The sequence below is a fragment of the Streptomyces sp. NPDC048718 genome, from assembly GCF_043198875.1.
In the GTDB taxonomy this organism is placed as follows: domain Bacteria; phylum Actinomycetota; class Actinomycetes; order Streptomycetales; family Streptomycetaceae; genus Streptomyces.
The window spans coordinates 54,419-77,950 of record NZ_JBICVG010000015.1 but is presented as its reverse complement, the minus strand read 5'-3'; the positions used below and the strand labels follow the sequence as shown (position 1 = coordinate 77,950).

General features: G+C 73.7%; 17 protein-coding genes. 4 read left to right on the top strand and 13 right to left on the bottom strand.

Annotated elements, in window-relative coordinates; translation table 11 throughout:
- Positions 1-17: 17 nt before the first annotated feature.
- From ACGFRB_RS25875 to ACGFRB_RS25825, 11 genes are all read right to left on the bottom strand, one after another.
- Positions 18-413, bottom strand: a complete 396-nt coding sequence (locus ACGFRB_RS25875) for a cytochrome c oxidase subunit 4 (RefSeq protein WP_393246386.1) — start codon at positions 411-413, stop codon at positions 18-20.
- A 2-nt stretch (positions 414-415) separates the two neighbouring features.
- A complete protein-coding gene (locus ACGFRB_RS25870; RefSeq protein ID WP_393246565.1) occupies positions 416-2,044 on the bottom strand; it encodes a cbb3-type cytochrome c oxidase subunit I in 1,629 nt (542 codons plus the stop codon).
- A 558-nt stretch (positions 2,045-2,602) separates the two neighbouring features.
- On the bottom strand, positions 2,603-3,484 hold the full coding sequence (locus ACGFRB_RS25865; RefSeq protein WP_393246384.1) for a glycosyltransferase family 2 protein: 882 nt from the start codon (positions 3,482-3,484) through the stop codon (positions 2,603-2,605).
- Positions 3,485-3,582: 98 nt separating this feature from the next.
- Positions 3,583-8,313, bottom strand: a complete 4,731-nt coding sequence (locus tag ACGFRB_RS25860) for a NaeI family type II restriction endonuclease (RefSeq protein WP_393246382.1) — start codon at positions 8,311-8,313, stop codon at positions 3,583-3,585.
- A complete protein-coding gene (locus tag ACGFRB_RS25855; RefSeq protein ID WP_361222819.1) occupies positions 8,306-9,262 on the bottom strand; it encodes a MoxR family ATPase in 957 nt (318 codons plus the stop codon). The genes ACGFRB_RS25860 and ACGFRB_RS25855 overlap by 8 nt, the downstream gene beginning before the upstream one ends.
- Complete coding sequence (locus ACGFRB_RS25850) at positions 9,259-11,502, bottom strand: hypothetical protein (protein ID WP_393246380.1); 2,244 nt, start codon at positions 11,500-11,502, stop codon at positions 9,259-9,261. Before ACGFRB_RS25850 ends, ACGFRB_RS25855 begins: the two co-directional genes overlap by 4 nt.
- Positions 11,499-12,479, bottom strand: coding sequence for an alpha/beta hydrolase (locus tag ACGFRB_RS25845; protein ID WP_393246378.1), 981 nt, complete (start codon positions 12,477-12,479; stop codon positions 11,499-11,501). The genes ACGFRB_RS25850 and ACGFRB_RS25845 overlap by 4 nt, the downstream gene beginning before the upstream one ends.
- A 226-nt stretch (positions 12,480-12,705) precedes the next feature.
- Positions 12,706-14,034, bottom strand: a complete 1,329-nt coding sequence (locus ACGFRB_RS25840; protein ID WP_393246376.1) for a glycosyltransferase — start codon at positions 14,032-14,034, stop codon at positions 12,706-12,708.
- 291 nt (positions 14,035-14,325) lie between these two features.
- Positions 14,326-15,237, bottom strand: coding sequence for a glucose-6-phosphate dehydrogenase assembly protein OpcA (gene opcA, locus ACGFRB_RS25835; protein WP_393246374.1), 912 nt, complete (start codon positions 15,235-15,237; stop codon positions 14,326-14,328).
- A 145-nt stretch (positions 15,238-15,382) separates the two neighbouring features.
- Entirely contained in the window at positions 15,383-16,333 is a 951-nt protein-coding gene (locus ACGFRB_RS25830; RefSeq protein WP_393246372.1) for an NADP-dependent oxidoreductase, read from the bottom strand.
- A gap of 4 nt (positions 16,334-16,337) precedes the next feature.
- Positions 16,338-16,901, bottom strand: a complete 564-nt coding sequence (locus tag ACGFRB_RS25825) for a DoxX family membrane protein (RefSeq protein ID WP_363010140.1) — start codon at positions 16,899-16,901, stop codon at positions 16,338-16,340.
- A gap of 321 nt (positions 16,902-17,222) precedes the next feature.
- On the opposite strand from ACGFRB_RS25825, the gene ACGFRB_RS25820 reads away from it, so the two are divergent.
- Positions 17,223-17,849 (top strand): HdeD family acid-resistance protein, encoded by a 627-nt coding sequence (locus tag ACGFRB_RS25820; protein ID WP_393246370.1) that lies wholly within the window; start codon positions 17,223-17,225, stop codon positions 17,847-17,849.
- Between the two features lie 389 nt (positions 17,850-18,238).
- Entirely contained in the window at positions 18,239-18,661 is a 423-nt protein-coding gene (locus ACGFRB_RS25815; protein WP_393246368.1) for a DUF350 domain-containing protein, read from the top strand.
- A gap of 109 nt (positions 18,662-18,770) precedes the next feature.
- Here ACGFRB_RS25815 and ACGFRB_RS25810 read toward each other — a convergent pair whose 3' ends face one another.
- A complete protein-coding gene (locus ACGFRB_RS25810) occupies positions 18,771-19,184 on the bottom strand; it encodes a hypothetical protein (protein ID WP_393246563.1) in 414 nt (137 codons plus the stop codon).
- A 53-nt stretch (positions 19,185-19,237) separates the two neighbouring features.
- On the bottom strand, positions 19,238-20,674 hold the full coding sequence (locus ACGFRB_RS25805; RefSeq protein ID WP_393246366.1) for a WGR domain-containing protein: 1,437 nt from the start codon (positions 20,672-20,674) through the stop codon (positions 19,238-19,240).
- Positions 20,675-21,258: 584 nt separating this feature from the next.
- Between ACGFRB_RS25805 and ACGFRB_RS25800 the strand changes: the two genes are divergently transcribed.
- Together ACGFRB_RS25800 and ACGFRB_RS25795 are read left to right on the top strand one after the other, a co-directional pair.
- A complete protein-coding gene (locus ACGFRB_RS25800) occupies positions 21,259-22,269 on the top strand; it encodes an SPFH domain-containing protein (RefSeq protein ID WP_393246364.1) in 1,011 nt (336 codons plus the stop codon).
- A gap of 97 nt (positions 22,270-22,366) precedes the next feature.
- Complete coding sequence (locus ACGFRB_RS25795) at positions 22,367-23,461, top strand: M23 family metallopeptidase (RefSeq protein ID WP_393246362.1); 1,095 nt, start codon at positions 22,367-22,369, stop codon at positions 23,459-23,461.
- The last annotated feature ends 71 nt before the right edge of the window (positions 23,462-23,532 follow it).

Sequence of the window (23,532 nt, the reverse complement as noted above, 5' to 3'; positions counted from 1 at the left end):
GCCGCGCACCTCCCCGGTCAGTGCTGGTCGCCCTCGGTGGCGTACTGGAACACGAGACCGCCCACACCCGAGGCGAAGACGCCCAGACCGATCAGGGCCAGCCACAGACCGAACACCAGGCCCAGCGCGAGGATCATCGCGCCCAGGGCCGTGAGCACCGGCCAGCCGCTGCCGGGCGAGAAGGGAGCGAGCCGGCCGGCCCGCTCCTGGACCTCGCCGTCGGGGCGGTCCTCGGGGCGCAGCCCGATGGACCGGTGGGTGCGGGCGAAGAAGAAGCTGATCAGGGACGCCATGAGGAACGCGATCGTGAGCGCCGCCGTCCCGGCGGGCTCGCGCGACCACACCGCGTACAGCACGTCCACCGCCAGGAAGAAGCAGGCCGTGCCGGCGAACACCAGCGCCTCGGTTCTCATGATCACTCCTCTCGCGGCGCCGGTCCGCCGGCGGACGGGTCGGCGGACGGGTCGACGGGTGGGCCGGTGAGCGGACCGGCGGTCAGGCTGGGCAGGTGGATCGGCCCGGCCGGGCCGGGCGGATGGTGCAGGTCGAAGGCGGGCGAGTCGGACCGTACGCGGGGCAGGGCGACGAAGTTGTGCCGGGGCGGCGGGCAGGAGGTGGCCCACTCCAGCGACCGGCCGTACCCCCAGGGGTCGTCGACGGTGGCCTTGGCACCGTGCGTACGGCTTCGCCAGACGTTGTACAGGAACGGCAGGGTCGACGCCCCCAGCAGAAAGGCGCCGATGGAGGAGAAGGTGTTGAGCGCGGTGAAGCCGTCGGCCGGCAGGTAATCGGCGTAGCGCCGGGGCATACCCCCCTCGCCCAGCCAGTGCTGGACCAGGAAGGTCGCCTGGAACCCGGTGAAGAGCGTCCAGAAGTGGACGCGGCCCAGGCGTTCGTCGAGCAGATGGCCCGTCCATTTGGGCCACCAGAAGTAGAAGCCCGCGAAGGTGGCGAAGACGACGGTCCCGAAGAGGACGTAGTGCAGGTGCGCCACGATGAACGCGGAGTCGGTGAGGTGGAAGTCGAGCGGCGGCGAGGCGATGAGCACGCCGCTGAGCCCGCCGAGCAGGAAGGTGACGAGGAAGCCGATCGAGAACAGCATGGGTGTCTCGAAGGAGAGACTGCCGTGCCACATGGTGCCGATCCAGTTGAAGAACTTCACCCCGGTGGGGATGGCGATCAGGAACGACATGATCGAGAAGAAGGGCAGCAGGACGGCACCGGTCGCGAACATGTGGTGGGCCCACACGACGGCGGACAGCATGGTGATGCCGATGGTGGCGCCCACCATCCCGAGATACCCGAACACGGGTTTGCGGCTGAAGACCGGGATGATCTCGGAAATGATCCCGAAGAACGGCAGCGCGACGATGTAGACCTCGGGATGGCCGAAGAACCAGAAGAGGTGCTGCCACAGCAGCGCGCCTCCGGACGCGGAGTCGTAGGTGTGGGCACCGAGTCTGCGGTCGGCGACGAGCGCCAGCAGAGCGGCGGTGAGGACGGGGAAGGCCGGCAGCACCAGGACCGAGGTGAGAAGGACGTTCCAGGTGAAGATCGGCATCCGGAACATGGTCATCCCGGGGGCCCGCAGGCACATGACCGTGGTGATGAAGTTGACGGCGGTCAGGGTGGTGCCGACACCGGAGAGGACCAGGCCGAGAGCCCACAGATCGCCGCTGACGCCCGGGGAGAAGACGGCGTTGTTGAGGGGCGCGTAGGCGAACCAGCCGAAGGAGGCGGCGCCGCCGGGGAGCAGGAAGCCGGAGACCACCAGCAGTCCGCCGAACAGGAACAGCCAGTAGCTGAGGGCGTTGAGACGGGGGAAGGCGACGTCCGGGGCGCCGATCTGCAGGGGCATGACGGCGTTGGCGAAACCGGCGAACATGGGGGTGGCGAAGAGCAGCATCATCACCGTGCCGTGGACGGTGAAGAGCTGGTTGTACTGCTCGGCGCTGACCAGCTGGAGTCCGGGCCGGGCGAGTTCGGCGCGCATCAGCATCGCCAGCAGGCCGGCGAAGAGGAAGAACCCGAACGAGGTGGTCATGTAGAGGTAGCCCACCACCTTGTGGTCGGTGGTGGTGAGGATCCCGAGGAAGCGGGAACCGGACCGCACCCGTCGCTCCGTGGCCGTCCGGGGCCGGGTCTCCGCGGTCTCCACCTCCGCTTCGGTCTCTGTCTCCGGGGTTCCTGTCGCCGCCGTGCCCTTGGCCGCCGTGTTGTCCCGCCACATGTCGTCGTGCACCCCGGTGTGTGTCGCTGGCAAGGCCCGTGCGGTGATCCTTCCGCCGTGGCCGCCGGCACGGCGGGCACGGGGCGGCGACGCGCCCGGAATTCACCGGTTCACCACCGTGGGGACGCGGGGGCGGCGGCGCGCGGCGAAACCGGCGGGCGGGGGCGCGTGTGAAACGGACCGGGCAGGGCACCCGCCCCGGTGGGTGTGCGCACCCGAAAAGCCGCCGCCTGGATTCCCCCCTCCGGGCGGCGGCGCGGCGGCGTCACGACTCGGGTGGGCCCCGTGAGGCCCCGGTGGTACCGGTGTCCGGGCGATGCGGCGGTTCGACGGCCGAGGCGCGCGCGACCGGAGTGGGGCAGGGTGGGCGGCTCAGAGGATCGGCGGGCGGCCGAGTCGGGTCATATGCCACGCCGTACGCCAGCGCATGGCCCGGCGCGGACCGCAGGGCTTGCGCACTCCCTCGGCGAATCCGCCCCACCAGGCCGCCAGACCGCCCAGGGACCGCATACGCGCCATGGCGAGCAGGATCCACACGCCGAGGTAGACCGGGATCAGCGGCACCGGGAGGCGACGCTTGGCCAGCCACACACGGTTGCGTGCCGTGTTGCGGTAGTAGACGGCGTGGCGGGCCGGGGACGTCCTCGGGTGCTGGAGGACGAGCCCGGGCTCGTAGAGGATCGTCCAGCCCGCGTCGAGCGCGCGCCAGGCCAGGTCGGTCTCCTCGTGGGTGAAGAAGAACTCGGCGGGCCACAGTCCGGTCTCGCGGAGCATCGAGAGGGAGAAGGCGTGTGCGCCGCCGAGGAACGCGGTCACCGGCCCGCCCCGCATCGGGTCGTCGGCCCGCAGCCGGGGCACCCAGCGGCGTTCGGTGTGGCCGTGCTCGTCGGCGACCCGGAATCCGACGATGCCGAGCCCCGGATCCGCCGCGAACATCTGCCCGACCTTGCGGAAGACGTCCGTATGGATCAGCAGGCCGTCGTCGTCGAGTTCGACGGCGATGTCGACGTCCCCGGAGTCGCGCAGCATCGCCAGGCCGACGTTCCGGCCGCCCGGACAGCCCAGGTTCCCGGGCAGCGGCACCTTGGTCACGTTCGGCGCCACGTCCACGCCGGTGAGCGGAGTCGCGTTGCCGACCAGGATCACCCGGGCCGCCGGAACGTCCTGCCGTTCCACCGAGGCGAGCAGCGCCGCCAGCTCCTTCGGACGGGTACCCATCGTCACGATGACGACTCCGATACGCGGGGATGACATGGCGCGCAGCTCCTGGGGTCGGCGAGGGGCCGATCGTAACCGGACCCACGCCGGGCCCCTTCGCCGCGGGTCCCATCGCCAGGCGTCCCGCCGCACGGTCAGCGGGTGCGCAGGCTGGGGAACCCGGTCGGCAGCGGCCCGCGTTCATCGGTTTCCTCCGCGGCGACCCAGGCACGGTCGGCCACGGTGACGGCGGGCCGGGATCCGTGCGCTCCGGTCTGCCGGATGAGCGGGACACAGAGGTACGCGTCGCCGTTCGGTACGGGCAGCCGCAGCGCCTCGGCCATCGCCCGCCCCCGCGCGTTCCCCGCCAGCAACAACAGTCCCTCGCCCCGCAGTACGCCGCCCGCGAGCCGCACGATCCGCTCGCGTGCCCGCTCCCAGTCGCGCTCGCCGATCAGCGGGCGCAGCGCGACAGTGTGGACGATATGCCCCTGGACGAGGCGGAAGAACGCGGCGACACGGGCGACGGGATCGGCCTCGGTGAGGACTGCCTCGCGCTCCTCCACACCCAGGGAGAGAAGAAGGTTCTCGGGCAGCGGCATGTCCCGGTGCAGCCACAGCACGCTGCCGAACCAGGGCCGGCCCTCGCCGCCCCGGACGAGCCCGGCCGACCAGCGGGACCGCTCCTCGTCGGCCTGTACGAGGAGATGGATCCGGCCGGCCTCGTACCCGTCCGGGTTCATATACGGTCCGTGCAGGCTCACTTCGACGCCCAGGGGCACGGCACGGCCGGGCCGGTCCCAGGCGAGCGCGGCGGCACTGCCGAGGCGGAAGGGGAAGGTCTGCCGGCTCAGCCGCTTCGCCAGCTCGCCGCGCACGCCCTCGCGCTCCGCGGCCTCGGCTTCCGCGCCGTGCGGCTGGGCGAATCCGGCCTGCCGCAGTTCGGCGTCGATGGCCTCACGCAAGGCTCCGGCCAGCCGGTCGCCATGGGGGTCGAGTTCGGTGAACACCCGGGCGAGGGCCAGTAGTTCGTCGTCCCACGATGCCAGGTCGACCCTCGGGGTCAGGATCACACAGACCACCGCGCCGTCCTCGGTGCGGACTTCGCGCGCCACGAAGCGGATGTTCAGCTCGGAATCGGAGGTGTCCTCGGACAACATCTCGTGCACCTCCGGGGAGACGCACAGGGTGGTGTCGTCCGGATAGTTCTCCGAGGTCCGGACGAATTCGACGGCCCGCAGCATCGCCCGCGTGTACGCGACGGCGTCGTCCTCGGCGGGCACCTCGCGCACCGGCCCCCGATGGACCGCGATCCGGGTCGCGGGCAGCCACTCGACGAGGTCCCGGAGCAGCGGGGCGATCGGCACGGCTCCGTCGACGAGCAACAGGACGCAGTCCTCGAAGACATGACTGGCGAAGCGGCCGTGACCGACGGCCGGCAGGTCGGCGAGGACACCGGCGACCGTCGCGGCGGTGCCGCGCCGGGCCGTGGTCAGGCTCCGGAGGGCGATGAGGACGCGGGCGGGGTCGGCGGCGGCGCGCAGGAGACGCTCGGCTTCCGCGCGGTCGGCGGCGGCCGGCGGCTCCAGTGCCGGGTGCAGCACGTCCTGGACCTCGCGGGCGCGGCCGTTGCGGAGCAGGGTGGCGGCGAGGCGGAGCCGCGCTCTCCACTCCATGTCGGGCAGCCGCAGGCCGATGCCGCACTGGAGCAACCGCTCCTGGATCCAGATGAGTTCCTCGCGCTCGTCGCTCGCGACGAAGGCTTCTTCAAGGCTCCGCAGCACGTCGGCCATCTCCGGGGACTGCTCGTCGACGGCGTTCCAGGCCGTCATGGCCCAGGCGAGCGCCGTCCGCGCCCCGTCGGCGGTGCGGCGGGCGAGGGCGAGCCGGGCGAGGAGGAGGGCGGCGTCGGGGAAGGTCGCGTCGTCTTCGCGCAGCCGGTCGGGGCCGACCTCGTGGAGGGTGTCCCAGGCTTCCTCGTGCCGGCCGAGGGCGTGTTGGGCATGGGCGAGGGCGAGGGCGGCGCGACCATGCGTCGGCCCATCGACATTCTGGCCTCGCCTCATCCATTGCCGGGCGGCTGCGGCGAACTCCCCCCGGAACGGCGGCATGGATCCCACGTCCTGAAGCAGCAGCAGCGTCTCCGGGCCTTCGGTGGGGAAGTTCAGTGCGTTCCGCACCCACACCTCGGGGTGGGGAGCGGATTCCGGCACGACGCCAAGACGTTCAGCGAGCCGACTGCCGGGGTGTCGTTCCCGGTGAAGGGCTGCGGCAGCACAGCGATGGAGTGCCTCGATCCCGACCAGAGCGAAGACGTTCGGCGTCTCGAACCCCGGAGTTCGGATCGCCCCGTCGCGCACCACGGCCGGAAGCACGTACCGTCCGGCTCCCAGCCGTCGCAGTAGCCCATCCCGCACGAGGGTGTCGAGATGCGCTGCGGCAGCGCCGAGTTCGCGATTGATGGCGGCTGCGGCCTCCTCCAAGGTGAACTCGGTCGTCGCCAGCATCGCCAGCTCGACAAGCGAAGCTCCGCGGCCCCCGTCGAGTCCGTCGAGCCAGTGACGTACCGCCTCACGCGGGGGCAGGCGTCCGCCCGTTCGCGCCGCCTCGGCAATGATACGGACGGCCCTCGCGGAGACCTCGCGATCCGTAGAGGCGGCTGCGGCACCAAGGACGCGCACGGTGAACGGCCACCAGTGCCCCTGCTTGACCGACTCGGGACGGGGTGCCCGGAAGGCGTCGAACAGACGGGCCGCGGCGGCACCGGTGAAGAGAAAGAGATCGACCTCCTGCGGCAGGTTCCCCGCATTCGGGTACGTGGCCAGCACCGCGCATCCCTCGGGCGGCGTGCCGACAAAGGCACGCGACAGCTCACCCTCGGGCAGATCGTCCAGTACCAGCAGGACTCGGCGACCGTCCAAGGCCCGCGTGAGCGCCGCTGCCAGCGCACTTGGCTCAGCGTACGAATCCGGGAAGTCCTCTACAGGCAGAGCGAGTCGGCGCAGCAGTCGGTCCATGACGGCCTCCGCCCCGAGCGGATGGGGCGTGGAGCCATAGAAGGGAAGGAACACCACCCCGTCGGGAAAGCGCTCGCGGGCCAGGTGGGCGAGCCGCAGGGCCAGGGTGGTCCGGCCGACGCCGGGAATGCCCCCGGACGAGGTGATCCCCAGCACGCTGTGTCCGCTGGTCAGTCGATCGACCAGGGCGGCTTCCCGCTCCGGATCTCCGACGTACGGCTCCGGCAGCGGCGGCAGGTCCGGATCCTCCACCGGCTCCCCCGGCTCCGCCGAGGCCCTCCCTTCCTCCGCCTCCGGCTGCGCAAGCCCCAGCAGCTCCAGCGTCCGCCGCGAAGCCCTCGCGAACGCCTCGCGCTCCGCCGCGAGTTCGATCGGCCCGCTCGCGTCCTCCACCACCGACGGCAGCCGGGTACGGCCCGCACCCCGGTGGGCAAGGTGCTGGTCGAGGGCTCGGTGGAGGGCCCAGACCTGGTCGGCGGGCAGGTGCGCGCGAAGTGCTTCCCGGGTGGCGGGCGGCAGGACCAACTCGACGACGGCGCCTGCCTGTTCCACCTCGAAGACGCCGCTCGTCACGACCTCGGCGACGTCCGCGACCCCCGCCTCCGGGACCAGTTTCTCGCGGACGAGGTGGAGCAGGCGCAGGCTGAGGCGGTCGAAGGGGGCGCAGAGTACGGCGAGGCGGGCCGCGCGCGGCGAGGCGGTGCGCAGGAAGCGGCGGACGCGTTCGGCCGGGGCCAGGGGGAGGGCACGCGGCCGGGCGGCCGCCGCGGGAAGGCGGCCGGTGGGCGGGACGAGGACGGCGGTGCAGCCCTCCGGGTCGCCGCGCATCAGGCTCTGCGACCAGCGGCCCAGGGAGTGCGGGGTGAGGGACAGGACGGGTACGGGCAGCCAGGCCCCCTCCCCCGGCCCGTCCGCCTCGCGCGCCCGCGCCGTCCCCGCGAGCGGCGGCGGCGTCACGGGCACCCGGCTGCGCGGGCTGCCGGGTGCGGCCGGGGTGAAGCGGGTGGTGGGCAGGTCGAGGCCGCCGCGTCGCCACAGTTTGGTGGGCAGCGGGTTGAGGACGGCGGTCGGGTGGGTCCCGGCCCAGTCGCGCAGCAGATGCCAGACCTCGGGCCGGCGCCAGGCGTCCGCCATGCAGTCGGAGATCACCATGACAAGGCGGCGGCCGTCGGAGGACCGCAGGGCGCCGGGCGCGTGGGGGGTGCCGGACGTGTCGAAGGTGAGGTCGGCGATCTGGAGCGTACGGAAGGCGCCGAGCCGGTCGAGGACGGCGGCGAAGTCGGTGACGGTCTCGTTCCAGACCCGCATGCCGGGTGACCGGTCGACGACCAGGACCAGGTCGAACCAGCGCTCGGGTGCGGGCTTGAACACCGGGATGAGTTCACCGCTGCGGGCGTAGCCCTCGACGGTCGCCTCGGTGTCGAGTTCGCCCTGACGGCCCTGGGGCCAGCGGCGTTTCCAGGGGCGCAGGGCGCGGGTGAGTTCCAGGGCGCGGGGCAGGCCGGTGCCCTGGGGCGCGGCGACGGCGTGGCCGCGCAGGGTGGCGGCGCTGCCGGGGAGGCGTTCGTGGAGGGGCTTGGTGGGGGCGCCGTCCCCGGTCCGCGTGTTGTCGGCGCGGGGTGGCCGGGGCCGGTCGGGGTGGTCGGCGGGGGCCGACTCGTTCCCGGGGCCGGTGGGGCGTTCGGGTGCGGCGCCCGAGGGCCGTACGCCCGGCTCGGAGGGTCTTCCTCCCCCTTCCCGTCCATCGCCCTGAGCACCGTCGCCGCCCATGTGGGCGGCGAGCCACAGCGCCTCCGCCAGCGCGGTGCCGTCCAGTTCGGGGGCGGCGGTGCGCAGGGCGGAGAGCAGCCGCGGCAGCGGGTCAGGCATGGGACAGCTCGCGCAGGATCAGGTCCTCGACGGCCTGGCGGCGGGCCTCGTCGGGGGCGTCGGTCCCGGCGAGGAGGTGGACGGCGTTGAGGAGCTGGTCGACGGCGAGGCTCTCGCCCGCGCTGAGGCGTTCGAGGAAGGTGGCGACGAGTTTTCCGGCGGTGGAGGTGGCCGCGGCGGGGGCGCCCATGTGGGCCTCGACGATCCGGAGCAGGGTCTCGGGGGTGGGCAGGGGCATGGTGAAGCGGACGCAGCGGCGCAGGAAGGCGGCGGGGAAGTCGCGTTCGCCGTTGCTGGTCATGACGATGAACGGGAACTCGGTGCACTGCACCCGGCCGCGCCGGATGTCGTGGTGCCGGTCGCCCTGCCATTCCCGTACGGCGACGGTGTCCGTTCCGTAGCGGGCGAGTTCGGGGATCTCGAACTCGCCGCGTTCGAGGACGTCCAGGAGGTCGCTGGGCAGGTCGAGGTCGCTCTTGTCGATCTCGTCGATGAGAAGGGCGCGGGGCCGTTCGGTGGGCAGCAGGGCGGTGCCGAGCGGGCCCATACGGAGGAAGGGCGCGATGTCGTCGCCGCCCGCCGGGGCGCCGGAGGGGGTCTGAAGGCGCTGGGCGTGGATGCGGCCGAGGGCGTCGTAGCGGTAGAGGGCGTCGGCGAGGCTGCTGCGCGAGGTGATGTGCCAGCGCAGGACGGTGCCGAGGCCGAGTTCGGCGGCGACCTGTTCGATGACGGTGGACTTGCCGGAGCCGGCCGGTCCGGTGACGAGGAGCGGGCGGCGCAGGGCGAGCGCGGCGTTGACGGCCTCGACCAGGCCGGCCGGGGGTACGAACTGCCGGTGCAGGGAGCGGCGCGGGAACTCGCGCCACGGCGGGGCGGGCGGGAGGACGACGCCGTCGTCGGGTCCGGCGGGCGGGGTGCCGTGGCCGGCGTAATAGGGCTGCCAGGTCATGCGGGTCGTTCCCCCTCCGTCGGACACCCTTCGCTGGCGAAGAGGTCCCTGCCGGTGTACGCGCTGTCGGTGTGGTCGGTGTCGAACAAGGTGCAGAAGTCCAGCCATTCGGGGCCGTCCCAGACGGTCCTCAGCCGGGCGAGATGGTGCGGACGGCGGTCCGCGTGGGCGGCCGGGTCGGCGGCCTGCTTCCACTTGCTGCGGTAGGCGTGGCTGAACTCCCCCGGCAGCAGGTGCCAGTACGTGTCGACGAAGCGCCGCACATGATCGGGCACGGTCCCGTACGCGCGCCCGATCCCGCGCCCGGACTCGGCCCCGGACCCGCGCTCGGCCCCGCTGCCGGGTCCGCCGCCGGGTCCGGCGGCCGGCTCCGTGGTCCGGTCCGCCGGGGCGTCCGTCCCTTCCTCGGGCCACAGCACGATCGGGGAGGAGGAGAGCAGTGTCTCCATCAGTTCCTTGAGGTGCGCGGGATGGTGGGCCAGGGCCACGGCGCGGGTACGGGGAGCGCTTTCGAGCCGCTCGCGCAGTTCGGCCACACGGCGGGTGTCGGCCTCGCCGAACCAGTCGACGCGGTCGCCGTCGGCGTTCTTCTCGATGGCCCTGAGGGTGTCGCGGGCCTCGTCGTTGATCCACCACAGATGCTCGGGCGGATGGATCCGGTCGCTCCAGCGCAGCACCACGTCGTAGCGGGAGCCGAGGCGTACGCCGACGTGGGTCTCCTCGGGTCTCCAGACGGCGAGCAGCGGGGCGGGGGCGGCGATCTCCACCCGGCGCAGGCGCGTGCCGAGGGAGCGGGCGAGGGGCGCGGCCCAGCGCATCACCTGGCCGAGCGCGCGTTCGGTCCCGTTGCGGTCCTGGGCGGGACAGGCGAACTCCTCGTGGTGGCGTACATCGCCGCCGTCGAGGAGCCAGGCGGCGAGCGATTCGGGCCATTCGTCGCCGACGGCGGCGTGCAGGCTGACGACCAGCCGCAGCCGCGTCTCCTCGGTGCGTTCGGTGAGGGTGGCGAAGGCGTCGTTGAGGTCGATCACGGCGTCGGTCTCCGCCGCCCAGGCCCGCAGGTCGGCGTGGTGCCGGTCGACTCCGGTGTCGCGGGCGAGGCGGGCGAGGAAGGCGGCGACCGGGGCCGTACGGCTGCGGCCGGCGCGCGGAGCACGCAGCAGCAGGTGCTCGACGGTGTCGCGCAGCAGCTCGGTGCCGGTGGTCTCGGGCAGCGCGGCGAGCGGGGCGCCGTCGGCGGCGGTGGCGGCGAGGGTGCGGCGCAGCAGGGGGCTGGTGAGGGCGTCGCCGGGCCAGCCGGTGAGCAGGCGCAGCGTGCGGGCCGCGTCGCGCAGGGCGTCGAGGACGCCGTACGCCCAGTCGCGTTCGGCGGCGGGCAGTCGGGCGCAGCGCTCGCGCAGGGCTGCGAACTCCGAGGGGTGGATGGGGGCTTCGGGGTCCGGCGGGCCGCCGAGCGGGGCCAGGGCCTGGTCGAGCGCGGCGCGGCCGGCGGGGCCGAGCGGGGAGCCGGGGCGAGGGGCGGTGTGCCGGGCGTTGCGGGCGAGCCAGAGCGGGCCGGTGGTGAACTGGGCGCCGTCGTACGCGGCGTGCTGGACGGCCTGGCCGATCACACCGCCGTCCGCGCGTACGGCGCGGACGACGGTCTCGCCGGTGAGGGCCTCGCCCGCGTCGGCGACGCCGTCCCGCAGGATCTTCGCCACGGTGGTACTGAAGTTGAGGCCGTACGCGTCGTCGTCGGCAGCGGCGGCCATGAGGAGACTGAGCCGGGTCTCGCCGCGCCGGATGCCGGTGGCGAGCGAGGGCAGATCGGGCACGGCACGGCCGGCGTGGCAGGTGTCGACGAGGACGACGAGGCCGTCGAGCCCGGGGGTGTCCGCGAGGTCGCCGAGCAGGGCGCTCACATTGACGGCGGTCAGGGGCTGCTCGGCCTGCGAGTCACCGGCCATGAAGTACAGCTCGGTGCCGGCGGCCATGCCGTGGCCGAGGAGGGCGAGGACGAGCACCGCGCCGGCCTCGGCGGCGGCCCGGCCGGCGGTACGGACGGCCGACTCGACGTCCTGGCGGGTGAGTTCGCGGCCATAGAGGAGCGTGGCACCGGGCGGGGTGGCCGGGGCGCAGGCGCCGGCCCAGGGGGCGGTGAGGGTGTCGTGGAGCGTACGGGCTGCCTCTTCGAGGGCGTCGAGCAGGCCGAGCCCGGGGCACTGGGCCCCGATCACGAGCAGATGGCGTGGTCCGGTCATCGCCCCGCGTGGGTGGTGAGCGCTTCGACGAGCGGACCGGCGACGGCGGGCTGGGCGAGGTACTTGGCGGCCGGATGCACCCAGGCGCCGTCGGAGTCGACGCGCCGGCTGCGCGGGACGACGGCGCCGGCGTTGGGGCGGACGAAGTCCTCCAGGAGGGGGCGGGCGGCGACGAGGTCGTCGCGGTCCCAGAAGTTGAGCCAGCGGCCGACGGACTCCGGGGTGCCGAGGGGGTGCGGGCGGACCCGGGGGTGGACGGCGGTGCGGATGCCGAGGGGCGAGCCGAGGGTGACGAACAGCGGTACGTCGAGGGCGCCGCGGTGTTCGTGGAGGGTCTCCAGGGCGACGACGGTGCCGAGGGAGTGGGCGACGACGATGGTGGGGCCGTCGGGAGCGAGGCTCTCGGCGACGCGGGCGCGGATGCGCTGGTCGAGAGTGGTGGTGCCGTCGGACTCGGCGCGGTTGAGATAGCGGGCGACCTGGCCGAGCAGGCCGGCCGTGGCGCGGGCGGTGAGCCAGCCGCCGGCGGTCCGCAGTCCGGGGACGGCGAGCAGACTGGTGACGGCGCCGACGACGCGCCGGGCGGGCGCGCCCACGCCCTGGGCGGCGGGGGGCGGTTCGAGGCGGGTACGGGCGTGCCGCAGGGCGGCGGCCTCGGCCGCGGGGAGGTCCGGGTCGGCGAGGCGGGCCTCGACGGCCTCCAGGAGGAGCGCGGCGAGGAGTTCGTCGTCCTGGTCCCCGGCCTCGCCCGGGGCCGCGGCGCCGGCCGGCCCGCCTTGGGCGCCGGCGGCATGGAACAGGTCACCGTAGTAGGCGAAGCGGGCGTCGGCCGCCCAGCCGCCGGTCAGGGCGGAGATCCGGTCGCCGTGGCCGGCGGCGCGGGCGCCCTCGGCGACGGCGCGCAGCCACTCGTCCAGGTCGGCGGCGGCGTCCCGGGGGCCGCCGATGCCGTGGACGAAGACCAGGCGAGGCTTCATGTTCCCCCGATTCGGCGAGTGTGGCGTGCTGTTCGGCCGATCCTCGCGGGTGTGGCGGGATCGGAGCAAGCCACACCTGAGGGAGCATCGCTTTTCAGTCAACGAGCGAGGCGGCCTGGCTGGATTCAGGCCACCGCCTCGTTTTGGCCGACCGACTCTCCTCCGTCACCCGCCGGGCGCGCCGGCGGAGCCGGGCGCCCTGGGTGTGTCGACCCGGGAGGCCGTGTCACGGTCGGCGGGCGGCGGAGGCGGTCCGCACCAGGGTGTCGAAGGTCGCCAACGCGTCGTGGTCCGCGTACTGCCGGGCGAGCCGGGCGGCGCGCTCGCGGTGGGCGGGGTTGCCGAGGACGGTGGCCACGGCCGCACGCAACTCCTCGTCACCGGGGGTGTCGGTGCGGAGGTTGACCCCGGTGCCGGTCCACTCGACCCGGGCGGCGACCTCCGGCTTGTCCTCGCCGGCGCCGGCGACGACGAGCGGGACGCCGTGCGCGAGGGCCGCCTGGGTGCCGCCGTAACCGCCGTTGGTGATCAGCACGTCGGTGTACGGAAGAAGATCGGCGAAGGGCACGAACCCGGCGACGACGGCGTTGCCGGGGAGTTCGGGAAGCGCGGCGGCGACCCGGGCCGCCGCGTCCGGGCGGCCGGTGGCGGCCACGACGAGGACGTCGTCACGGTCGGCGAGGGCCCGCAGGGCGGGGACGACCAGCCTGGACAGGTCGTCGTTGGCGAGGGTGCCCTGGGTGGCGACGACGATCCGCCGCCCCTGCTCACGGGCCCGCGGCAACTCCGGCCACCAGGAAGGATGTTCCCGTCCGTCACCCGCCGGGATCGGAATGATCCCGGCGAAGCGGATGTTGGCCGGCTGGTCGCCGCGCGGGTATTCGAATCCGGGAACGGTGAGCTGCACGAACACATCGGCGGCTTCGGTGAACACCCGGCCGAGCGGCCCCTCGGGCAGAGTGGCACCGGCAGCGGCGAAGCACTCGCGCAGATGGTCGACCAAGGGCTTGCGCTGCTCCTCCCCGTGGGCGGCCAGGGCCGCGTACCGCTCGCGCTCGGCGTCGTCCGCGGGCGGCAGCAGACCGGATCCGGGCGGCGCGGTGTCCCGGCTCTCCACGATGAGCGGGGTGATCCCGACGCTGAACACGGCGGGCCGCACGGCGGCTTCCTCGCCGAGGGCGAGGGCCAGGGCGCCGAGGAAGAGATTGTCGTGGATCACGACCGTCGCCGGGAAGTCGGCCAGCGTGTCCTTCAGGGCGCGGCACTGGGCGGCGGTGGGGTCGCCGAAGACGTGCATGACGTCCCACACCTGAAGTGCCGGACCGGCCGGGATCCGGGCCCGCTCGGGGAAGCGGGCCGCGAAGTCACGGTCGTCGTAGTCCGCTTCGGCGGGCAGCGGACGGAACTCCGGCCCGGCGGCCCGCACTTCGTCCGCGAAGCGTGCCCCGCCCAGGAACACCACCTGGTGTCCGGCACCGGACAGACGACTCGCGATACGGAGCAGTGGGCCGTGGTGGCCGGAGACCGGTGTCGCGGCGACGATGATCCTGGACATGGTGGATTCCCCCGTTGAACGGTCGTCGAACGGTCGCTGCGCGCGCCGGAGCGTCGCGTGCGGCGAGACTACGACCGCCCCGACCCGACAGCATCGACTTTCGGCCGCCCCGGCGCGCCGGGCGTGGGGGCGCCGGCGGCCCCTGGGTGGCGAGGGGGCGCGCCGCAGGGGAACGGGCGTGCTCCACCGGCTGTACGGCAAGCCCTGTCAGTCGTACGGCAGGCCCTGCCGGTCATACGACTGACTCCACCGCTCGCGCAGGGCTCGACCGGCCCGCCCCTGCGGCAGTCCCTACCGGCCGTACAGCAGCGCCGCCTCGTACGCCTCGTCCGGGTCGAGCCTGCGAAGCTCCTCGGCGATGAGTTCGGCGGTGGTGCGGACCTTGAGGGCCATCACGCGGTGGGGCTGGCCGGGGATGGAGAGATGGGCGACCGGGCCCCCGGGGCGGTCGATGACGATCTCGCCGTCGGGGGTGCCCATGCGGACGGCGGTGACGACGGGACCGTCGGTGACGACCCGTTCGACGGGCACGTTCAGCCGCCGGCCGAACCAGCGGGCGAGCAGCTCGGCACTCGGGTTGTCCGCTTCGCTCTCGACGGCGGCCGAGGTCACCGTCGCCCGGGCCTGGTCGAGGGCGGCGGCGAGCAAGGAGCGCCAGGGCGTGAGCCGGGTCCAGGCGAGGTCGGTGTCACCGGGCGCGTAGGCGGCGGCCCGGGCGTCGAGCGCCGCGATCGGGTTCTCGACGGCGTACGCGTCGGTGATACGGCGCTGGGCCAGGGCCCCGAGCGGGTCGCGGGACGGCACCTCGGGGGCGTCGACCGGCCACCACACGACGATGGGCGCGTCCGGCAGGAGCAGTGGCAGGACGACGGAGTCGGCGCGGAGCGCGATGTCGCCGTGCAGCCGGAGCAGGACGGTCTCGCCCGCGCCCGCGTCCGTGCCGAGCCTGACTTCGGCGTCGAGGCGGGTGGTGTGCCGCTCGCGCGGGAAGCGGGCGTGCCGCTTGATGACGACGAGGGTGCGGGAGGGGTGTTCCCGGGAGGCCTCGTTGGCGGCCCTGACGGAGTCGTAGGCGTTCTCCTCGTCGGTGACGATGACGAGCGTCAGGACCATGCCCACGGCCGGGGTGCCGACCGCCCGGCGGGCCTCCAGGATCGCCTTGTTGATCTTGCTGGAGCTGGTGTCCGTGAGATCGATCTTCATGACCGGCGGCAGTCCCTTCCCTCGTGGCGTACCCGCGTGTATGCCAGCACCGGATCGGCTCCGGATCTTCCCGCCCCAGTATTCAGGATCGGGGCGCGAGAGTGATCCCGGTCGCGGTGACGACCGCTCCCGCCCGCGCCGTGGGTCACCCGGCCTCCGCCGCGCGCGCCAAGTCACCGACGGCCAGGACCAGTTTGCCCCGGGTGTGCCCCCGCGCGCCGAGCCGCCATGCCTCCGGGGCCTCGGCGAGCGGCAGCACCCGGTCGACGAAGACGGTGAGCCGTCCCGCGTCGGCGAGTTCGGCGAGACCCGACAGGGCGGCGCCGTCGGGCCGTACCCACACATAGTGGCCGCCCGCCTCCGCGGCCCGCGGGTCGGCGATGGAGGCGAGGCGCTCCGGGGAACGCAGCACCTCCAGGGAGACGTCGACGGACTCGCCCCCGACGTAGTCGAGCGCGGCGTCCACTCCGTCCGGGGCGAGTGCCCGTACGCGATCGGCCAGTCCCGGTCCGTACGCGACGGGTTCGGCGCCCAGGCCACGCAGGAAGTCGTGGTTGGCGGGGCTCGCGGTGCCGAGGACGCGGGCACCGCGGGCGACCAGGATCTGGGTGGCGAGGGAGCCCACTCCTCCGGCGGCGGCGTGGACCAGCACGGTGTCGCCGGCGCCCGCGCGGACCCGGTCGGCGGACTGGAGCGCGGTGAGTCCGGCGAGCGGCAGGCCCGCCGCCTCGGCCCAGCCGAGCGTGCGCGGTTTGCGGGCGAGCATCCGGACCGGGACGGCGACCCGCTCCGCGTAACCGCCGCACTCGGCGCTGTCCTTGCGGATGTACGCGAACACCTCGTCGCCCGGGGCGAACTCGGGCGAGTCGAGGCCGTTGCGTTCGACGACACCGGCGACGTCCCAGCCGGGAATCAGCGGGAAGTGGGTCACCATCAGGGGGTCGAGCCCGCCGCCGGACATCTTCCAGTCGACGGGGTTCACCCCGGCGGCCTCGACCCGCACCAGGACCTCGCCGGGGCCGACCTTCGGCTCGGCCAGTTCCATGGGGACGAGGGCGTCGGGGCCGCCGTAGCCGGGCAGGGCCATCGCCTTCACGCCGTCACTCCCCCGATCCGTCGGAACCGGGCTCCGGCCCGGAGTTCTCCTCGGACGCGGCCCGCGCCAGGGCCGCGGAGCGGCGGCCGACGACGCACGCGGCGCTGAGCGCCGCGCCGAGGAACGCGGTGGCGACCACCCAGGGCCGGTCGACGGCGTGTCCGGTGGCGTGGTCCAGGGAGTACCGGCCGGCTCCGGCGAGCCCGATGGCCGCGGCGGTGAAGCCGAGGAACGCGGGGTACTCGTAGCCGCCCTTCATCGCGAAGAAACCCGCCGGGGCGTGCACCGCGACCGCTCCGGCCATGGCTCCCGCGGCGGCGGCACCGGCCGCCGGGGTGGCGAGCCCGAGGGCGAGCAGGGCCCCGCCGCCGGCCTCCCCGAGCCCGGCGGCGAGCGCGCTCTCCCGGGCTGGCGAGAAGCCCATCGCTTCCATGCTCTTCGTCGTCCCCTCGATGCCACCGCCGCCGAACCAGCCGAAGAGCTTCTGGGCGCCGTGCGCGGCGAGGACGGCGCCGGTGCCGACGCGCAGCGCGAGCAGTCCGAGGTCGCGGCGGTTGAGCGTGGTCATGGGGACTCCCGGTGAGCTGGGGTACGGGGGTGGGGCGGGCGGTGTCGGTGGCAACGGCGGGCCCTGGGGCGGGCCCGGTCTCCACTCTGCGGGTCGCGGCGGCCGACCACCTCGCGACGCTCGTCCGAATAGGTCATCTTTTGCGACATTCGTCAGGTGTTGCTTGAGTAAGAACGCGAAGGGCGACCTCTCCGGCCCGCCCGGACGGACCGGCGTGAACGGGGTAGTCCGGGCGTTCCTGGCGGGCCGCACCGCGCGGACAGGCCGCATGGCGGCGGGACCACCGCGGGATCACAGCGGATGAGGAGCGGAGCGAGCGCCATGACAGACACGTATGAACACCCGCCGTACGAGCCTCCGGGGAACGGCGGACGGGACGGCCTGCCGCCGGGGCCGCTCGGCAGACTGGCCGACTGGGCCTGGCAGGCCATGCTGTTCGCCGGTCTCGCCGCGCTGGTGCTCGGCGTTCTCGTCCTGGTGTGGCCGGGGCACTCGCTGGTCGTGGCCGGTGTGCTGTTCGGCCTGTACCTGCTGGTGAGCGGTGTCCTGCATCTGATCGCCGCGTTCGGGACCCATGGCAGGACGTCCCTGCGGGTGATGGCGTTCATCAGCGGCGCCCTGTCGATCCTGCTGGGTCTGTTCTGCTTCAAGGGCACGTTGCAGTCGATCCTCCTGCTCGCCCTGTGGATCGGGATCGGCTGGCTGTTCCACGGCATCACGCAGACGATGGCGGCCGTCTCCGACCCGCGGATGCCCGCCCGGGGGTGGCAGATCTTCCTGGGCGTCATCAGCGCGCTCGCCGGCGTCGTCCTCATCGTCTCGCCGCTGGAGTCGGCAGCGGTCCTGGCCGTACTGGCCGGTGCCTGGCTGATCGCGGTCGGCCTGATCGAGATCGTGACGGCGTTCCAGGTCCGCTCGCGCGCCAAGCAGATCCCGCGCGGCGTCTGACCCCCGACACCCGTCCGCGTCTCGCCCCCGCACACCGCGCGTGCGGCTCGGTCCGTCCTTCTCCCCGAACGCGAGAGGGCGAGCAGCCTTCTCGCCGCACCGCCCCCACCGCCTCCGCCCCGGAAGAGGTCGCGCCGCACCGCCTCCTCGGCTCCGGGGCGCCCGCGCGTCCGGCCCCGGCCCCGCTCCCAGCCCCCGGCCCCCGGCCCCCGGCCCCGACCCTGGCCCTGGCCCCGACCGTGTCGCCGCGCGCCCCACGTGACGGCGGGCCCCGGATTCTCTCCGGGATCCACGGGCCTGCTGCCGGGCCCGCCCGACGCTGCGTTACATTCTGCCGGTCCCTGGTCACGATCCCTCGCGATCCCTCTTCCTTCCGGAGCCGGCACCCCATGAACGACATCGTCAACGGCCTTGGCCGGACCGCGGCCTACGGCGCCCTCGGCGTCGTCCTGCTCATCCTCGGCATCCTCCTCGTCGATCTCCTCACCCCCGGCAAGCTGGGCCGGCAGATCTGGGAGGACCGCAACCGCAACGCCGCGATCCTGCTCAGCTCCGCGCTGCTCGGCATAGGCGGCATCGTCTTCACCGCGATCTGGACGACGTACGACGACTTCGCCAAGGGCCTCGCCTCCACGGCCGCGTTCGGTCTGCTCGGCCTCGTGCTGATGGCCGTGGCCTTCTTCGTGGTCGACCTGGTCACCCCGGGCAAGCTGGGCGCGACGCTGGTCGACCCCGAGCCGCACCCGGCGGTGTGGGTGACGGCCTCCGTCAACCTGGCGGTCTCGGCGGTCGTCTCCGCCTCGATCGCCTGAGCCGTCCGCGCGTCCGGCCATCCGTAAGCCCGTAGGCCCCCGTACATCCGGCGTCGGTCGTCGGCCGTCGGCACGGGCCCCGGGAACTCCCGGACCGCCGCACCCGGGGTCAGCGCTCGGGCGTGGCCAGTGCCTCGACCTCCAGATGACGGTGCCGGCGCGGACCTCGGTAAAGGAGGGCCTCCCAGCCGAGGCGTTCGAGGGCGGCGGCGCAGGCGGTGAGAGCGGATTCCGCTGCGTGGGCGGCGCCGGCGGCGGGCGGGCCGAGCCACTCGACGACGGCGGTGCCGGGGCGTTCGCCCGCCGTGACGCGATAGCCGGTGGCCACGCGGACGCCGTCCGCACCGACCGCCGACGGGGGCTGTTTCGCCGCCTCCAGGACCAGGGCCACCGCCCGGACCGGCTGCCGCACCTCCCAGTCGGCGGGGCGGGCGGCCGGATCACCACCCTGACGTCCGGTCAGGCGACGGATCTGGAGCAGCCCTTCGAAGGCGGTCCGCACCTCGCGGGAGCGCTGGTCCATCTCGGCCCGGGGCAGCGGCGGGCCGTCGCCGGTGGCAGCGTCGAAAGCGCCGCTCACAGCAGCCGCCGGATGTCGCCGCGGACCCGGTAGAAGCCGCCGGCGGCCGGGTGCAGCGCCTCGACGACGTAACGGGCGCCGGGTTCGCGGATGGCGCGCGGGAACTGCACGTTCCACCCCTGTTCGTAACCGTCGGTCAGCACCCGGACGCGGGTACGGCCCGATTCCTGGACGCATTCGACCACGATCGAGCCGGTGGGCGCGGCGTGGACCACGTCGACGGAGGCGACGGTGGTGGCGGGGGCGTAGGTGGGCAGGGCGGCGGCGAGCTTGATGTCCTGGGCGACGGGGACGGTGCCCTGCTGGGCGGCGGCGATGGCCGCCTCACTCGCGTCGACGCACACCAGGGTGCCGTCGGTGGTGACCAGGTAGAGCCGCTCGTCGTGGTACTGCATGGACAGCGCCGAACCGCCGCCGGTGCCGAGCTTCCACAGCCGGGTGCCGTCCTCGGCGAAGCAGTACACGGAGGAGGCGTTGTCCCCGGCGAAGACGAACCGGCCGCCGGGCGAGGTGGCGCAGGAGTAGACGGGGCTGTCGCAGTCGTACACCGCCTCGGTGCGGCCGGTCCGCTTGGCGAGCCGGTGCACCTGGCGGCGGGCGGTGCCCGCGTACACGGCGGTGTCCTCCTGCCAGCCGAACAGCACGCTGCCCTGGGTGGAGGTGTGCCACAACTCGCCCGTACCGTCGGAGGCATAGGCGGTGACGCCGGCGCTGTCGCCGTAGTAGACGGCGTGTCCGTCCGCGCGGACCATCCAGGCGTGCTCGCCCCGGCCGGACCGGGACCACTGGTGCTCGTCCTCGTGGTCGATGACGGTGAGCCGGCCGGAGCGGTCGGCGACGTCGAGTACGCCCTCGTGGATGTCGAGCCAGAAGATGTCGACGTCGGTGGAGATCTCGTACGCGGCGAACGGCAGCTTGGACGACAGGTCGTAGACCCGGCCGTCGTCGCAGCCCGCGTAGATCCAGAAGTCGTCGGCGACCAGGCACTTCACCCCGTCGGGCAGACTGAACCGGGCGTGGATCCGGCCGTCGTGGCCGAGGGTGAAGACCTCGCCCGCCTGGTTGCCGACCCAGCAGCGCTCGTCGTCGACATGGATGCCGAAGGCGGCGGAACCGGTGCGGAAGCGCCACAGGACCGGGGCGACCGCGCGGGCCGTGGAGGGCGCGGAGGTGACGGTGCGCCGGGTGACCGGGCGGGCGGCGCGTCCGCCCGGGACGGCCGGCGCGTACCCCTTGCGGACCTTCTCGCTTATCTTCTTCGCCGCTGCCGTCTCGGCCTTCTGGACGGTCGGGAACGTCGAGGTCTGGGTCTGCCCGGCGGCACCGATGCGTCCGTAACGGACCGACACCACCGTGCCGGAGACCGTCACTTCGTAGAACTTGTGCGCGCCGCCGCCGTCCTGCGACAGCTCCAGATAGGTCTTGGTCGTCATGGTCGAAAAGGTAGAGCCGACCACTGACAACGGCCTCCGGAGCGGGACGAAAGTCCGTCCGATTCAGGACTTTCGTCACAGTATTCCGGGCATAACCCCTGTGACGATGAATATCGAAGATCATCCGACATGTCGTCATCTCGCCCCCTCGGTCGAGTGACGGCCGGAAGGGCCCCATGACCGAGCGACAGAAGCGGCCCGTGCCGCGTGTGCGGTGGCACAGCGACGGCATACCGATGGACGACCTGTTCCGGGCCGGCCCCGCGCTGCCGACCGCGGCATTATCGCCGGTCTCCCCGCCGACGTGGACCGGTCGACGACCGGGACCGTCCGAGCCGCCGGGACACACCGCGCGCGTCGATCAGACCGGTCGTACCGATCGGGTCGGTCGTGACTATCAGGACAGTCGCGTCGAGCGGGCCGATCAGGTCGATCACGCTGATCAGGCCGGTCGTGCCGGCCAAGCCGGTCGTGCCGATCAGGCTGAACAGACCGGGCGGGACGGCCCGGTGGTACGGACCGGTCCGGCCGGTACACCGTTCGCGGCGACCGGGCCCGGCGCCGAGCCCCGGGCCGGAACGGCGATGCCCCCGGCAACGGCGACGGCGAGGACCGGGGCTGGGGAGCCGAAGTCGCCGACGCGGCAGTCGGCACCCGAGGCCAGGGCCGCCGGCCCCGCGGCACGGACGCCCGACCCGTCCACGTCGCGCCGCCCGCCGGACGAGCCCGACCTGGTCGAACGCCCCGGCCCCGCCCTGCCCGGCTGGACCGCCGTACTCCTCGGGGCCGCCGCGCTCGGTTCGGCCGCGGAGCTGCTCCACGGCGCAGGGCCCCTGCGCGCGGTGCGCCTGCGGCCCTGGGAGTGGGGCGCGCTGGCCGGCTGCGCGGTCGTCGCCGTGATCGCCTTCGGCGGACTCACCCGGGGCCGGACCGGATCCGCCTGGGTGCTCTCGCTGTTCGGCCGCTACCGCGGCAGCGTGCGGCGTACCGGCCTCGTCTGGATCAGCCCGTTCGTCCTGCGCCGCCGGATCGACGTACGGCTGCGGCACTGGCGCAGCGAGCCGATCGCCGCCGTCGACGCGGAGGGGACGGCGCTGCGGGCCGTGGTGCTCGTGGTGTGGTCCGTACGGGACACGGCGCGGGCCCTGTTGGCCGTGGACGACCACCAGGACTATCTGCGCGAGCAGGTGGAGGCGGCGACCGCGCGTGTCCTGTCCCAGCTGCCGGCGGACGCGTTCCGCGGCGACGGTCCGTCGCTGCGCGACGCCGAGGCGGTCGGCGACCGCCTGACCCGGGTGCTCGCCGCGGAGTGCCGGCCGGTCGGCGTCGCCGTGTTCTCGGCGCAGCCGACCCGGATCGAGTACGCGCCAGAGGTGGCGGCGGCGATGCGGCGCCGGCAGATCGCGGCAATCGACGCCAAGCACCGGGACACGGTCCTGACCAGCGTCATCGACGCGGTGGACGACACGGTGACCCGGCTGACCACGCGCGGGCTCGTGGACCTCGACGATTTCGAACGCCAGGCCCTGGTCAAGGATCTGACCGTGGCCTTCTACACCCGTCGTGGCGGATTGACCGACCAGGGTCAGGAGTGAACACCTCATGAACGCGCACCCGAACGCACCCGCGCAGACACACGCACACAGGCGCCGGAAGGGTGACGCGCTCGCGCACCCACGCGGTGGACGCGCCTTGAGCGACCGCTTCGAGAACGCCCCCGGCGCCCGAGCGACCGGCGGTACCCCGGCCCTCACCAGGGCGGCCGGCGGGCTCGGCGGAATCGTCGGGCGTCTGCCCGTGCCTGGTTTCGCCGAGGAGCCGGCCGACGGCTGCGACTGCCCCGGTTGTACGGCGTTCCGCGTCGCCACCCGCGCCGCGCGCGGGAGCGGAGCCGGCGCCCTGCGCGGAATACGCCGCGCCGTCGTGGCGGCACTCGGCGCGGTCGCGCTGGCAGGCACCTGCACGGGTACGGCGGCGGCCGAGCCGGCGCCCTCGCACGCGGGCTGGGACGGTTCGCGCTACTGGTTCAAGAACGCGGCGGGCGAGTGGCGCTGGACCCGGCACCACGACACGTACGCGCGCGACGGGGGCGGCGCGGCGCACACCGCCGCGTCCTTGACCGTCCGGCCGTCCCGGGCCAAGGCCGAGCCGGTCTTCCGAGGACGCCAGGGCTGGGATGCGAAGGACCGCGTCTACTGGTTCAAGAGCGGCGGCCACTGGTACTGGACCGGTCACCAGGCGAAGTACGAGCAGCGGACGGGCCTGAAGGCGGGCGGTTCGTCCGCCTCGGGTCACGGCTCCGGCTCCGGCTCTGGCTCTGGCACCGGTCACGGTTCGGGGAGCGGTTCCGGTCATGGTTCCGGGGGTGGCGCCGCGGCCGGCCGGGGCTGGACGCGGCCGGTCTCCGGATACGTCTTCACCGGCACCTACGGCGAGCGGGGTACCTGGTCGCTGGGCTACCACACGGGCCAGGACTTCGCGGTGCCGACGGGTACGACGGTCCGCGCCGTCGGTCCGGGCCGGGTCGTACGCACCGGTTACGACCGCAGCTACGGCTACGAGGTGGTGATCCGTCACTCCGACGGCCGCTACACCCAGTACGCCCATCTCTCCCGTATCGACGTGCCGGCGGGCCGGAGCGTGTCGGGCGGCCAGCACATCGGGCGCTCGGGCGCCACGGGCCGGGTGACGGGTCCGCACCTGCACTTCGAGGTGCGGACCACGCCGTACTTCGGCTCGCACGTCGACCCGCTGGCGTATCTGCGGGGACACGGCGTCCGCGTCTGAGAGCCGTCCCCGGGGCTCCGGCCCTGGCCCTGACCGCGTGGGCGTGGGAACCATGCGAGCGCGGTGGCGCG